Source organism: Porphyromonas sp. CAG:1061, assembly GCF_000435035.1.
GTDB classification, from domain to species: domain Bacteria; phylum Bacteroidota; class Bacteroidia; order Bacteroidales; family Porphyromonadaceae; genus Porphyromonas_A; species Porphyromonas_A somerae.
The window spans coordinates 7,351-9,750 of sequence record NZ_HF988937.1 but is presented as its reverse complement, the minus strand read 5'-3'; the positions used below and the strand labels follow the sequence as shown (position 1 = coordinate 9,750).

The 2,400-nt window shown below is 44.5% G+C and carries 3 protein-coding genes; 2 read left to right on the top strand and 1 reads right to left on the bottom strand.

All coding sequences use genetic code 11. From position 1 onward, the window contains the following. Positions 1 to 470: succinate dehydrogenase (locus tag QVO39_RS07320; protein WP_288171913.1), on the bottom strand; the 470-nt coding region annotated here is incomplete at its 3' end. A gap of 273 nt (positions 471 to 743) precedes the next feature. On the opposite strand from QVO39_RS07320, the gene QVO39_RS07315 reads away from it, so the two are divergent. Both QVO39_RS07315 and QVO39_RS07310 read left to right on the top strand, forming a co-directional pair. Beyond that, positions 744 to 1,799, top strand: a complete 1,056-nt coding sequence (locus tag QVO39_RS07315; protein WP_021903627.1) for an aminotransferase class I/II-fold pyridoxal phosphate-dependent enzyme — start codon at positions 744 to 746, stop codon at positions 1,797 to 1,799. Next, on the top strand, positions 1,796 to 2,400 hold a 605-nt coding region (locus QVO39_RS07310), incomplete at its 3' end, for a family 20 glycosylhydrolase (protein WP_288171912.1). The genes QVO39_RS07315 and QVO39_RS07310, both read left to right, overlap by 4 nt.

Genomic DNA, 2,400 nt, shown 5'->3' with positions numbered 1-2,400 from the left:
AGGTACATGACCACATACCAAATGTTAGAGAAGTAATACTGGATCAGTTCAAAGCCATTCGCTGGCTCATGACCCATCCACTCCTTCAGCTGCATCTTATCCCAAAAGTGAGTTAGGTGTAAAGCAATGCCGATAACGATGATCAGACCAAGCACGAACATATTCTTCGCTGCCCATTGGACATCGCTCCTGCCAGTCTTATCATATCGGTCATTACCACGTGCCTTACGATTCTGAAGTGTCAGAATACAAGCATACACAATATGGATAATGACACCTAGTGCCAGCACTGGCACCATAAACTGCACGACAGCATTCGTGCCTAGAAACTCAGTGATAAGGTCATAGCCCGATTTTGAAAATACTGCCACCAAGTTCATCGTTCCATGAAATAGGAGGAAGAAGATCAAAAATAGACCCGACACACTCATCACCACCTTTCTACCAATAGATGATTTTGTTAACCACATAATCAGAGTTAATTAAAAGTAGGTATTAGTTGTGAAAATTACTAGGTACAAAGATAAACTTAAAAAAGTAGACTACCAAGGAAAACCGCTATCAATTACGATTTATTTCCACAATACATTAATTATCCCCTTTTTTTCGCCTACTTTGGTGCCTTGGATAATGGGCAGTAACTCTTAATATGGTGGAAAATGATTAAGTTTGTAAAGTGATTGGATAGTCAGGGTCCAAGTTATTTTATTGATAGATCGTTATAAGTACATATAATAAGGATTATGCAGAAGAAAGATAAGGAAGTACAGAAGAGAGATAGTCAGGTATACGACTTTGGCTCTATTTCATGGAAAGGTGCCGAGCTGGGCAATCTCAAGGAGCATTTAGTAGAGAATATCCATCTTGTGGAGGAGTATCCCGAGCGCGAGGCGGAGTCGATCGTGCGATTGCTCTCTCGCCGCCTTGAGGTAAAAGAGGACCAAGTAATTGTCACCGATGGCGCTACCGGAGCACTTCATTTAGTGGCGAGCATCTCAAAAGGTGCTACCTCACTTATCTTACCCCCTACCAATCAGGAGTTCCGCCATGCACTTGAGCGTGCCGAGCACATCATCAAGGAAGCACACGACGTCAAAGATCTTGGCAAGCTAAACCTCGCGGGGATCGATTACCTTTGGATATGCAATCCCAACAACCCCGATGGGCGCTTTTTCAGTCGCAGAGCCTTACTTTCACTACTCCGTGAACACCCTGAGGTCAATGTAGTAATAGACCTCTCAATGGCTAGCTACGTGGTGGAGGATAATATCAAAGCTAGCGATATCAAGAAATACCCTAATCTCATTGTGGTGAGCTCCTTTTCAAGAGCTTATAATATCCCAGGCATGCGGGTAGGATATGCAGTCTCAACTGCTGATAAGATGAAACACTTCAAGCAGAATTACACCCCTCGCTGTGTAGGCTCCTTGGCACTTGAAGCAACCCGTTTTATACTACTTCACCCTGCACAGTTTACCATCCCTATCCGCAAGTGGTTAAGGGACTCAATGCAACTTGCCGAAAAGCTGGATAGCATCTACGGTATTGAAGTTATTTATGGCTCCACTCCCTACTTTATGATTAGACTAAATGTTGGCACCGTGAGCGAATTATCCGCATTCCTTTGGGAGAAGTACGATATTAAAATAGCTACCAGGGAAGATGACCTCGACCTTCAGGAAAACGAAGTGAGACTCTGTGGCTACATTGGAGATAGAAATAACGAACCTCTCATCGAGGGCATTCAAGAGTATGTCACTAGATTTACTGAGACAGAGGGAGAGGAGGTAGAAAGATGAATACACCCTTTAGGTTCCTTTACCTTGGACTATTGATTTCTCTTCTAAGCTTCACCGCTTGCAATCAAGCGACGACCCATGAACTAGAAGAGCAACCAGCACTCATTCCACTCCCCAACCAGATAGAGTGGCTCAGCAATAAAGCTTACACATTTGGCAACCACAATACCCTATCCATACCTAAGGAGGTGGAAAATAGGGACTTACTAGCTGAGCAACTCAATGCAACACTTCAAGAGCATGGTCTCCCTACGCTAGCCTTAACCATCAATGATGAGGGGGCATCGGTTGCTATTTCAATAGACAACCAACTAGAGGACAACACCTATCACTTAGAGAGCAACTTCACCTATGGCGTTACCATTACAGCAGGGAGCCCTGAGGCGGTAGGCTATGCCATCCAAACGCTCCGACAGCTAGTGACAGATGAGGGAATTGCCGAGGTGGAAATCCAAGACGCTCCTCGATTGGACTACCGAGGCGTAATGCTTGATGTCAGCCGCCATTATATGAGCATAGACTTCATCAAGCAACTACTTGATGAGATGCAATACTACAAATTCAATCGCTTTCACTGGCACCTTGTAGATGCCGGCGGGTG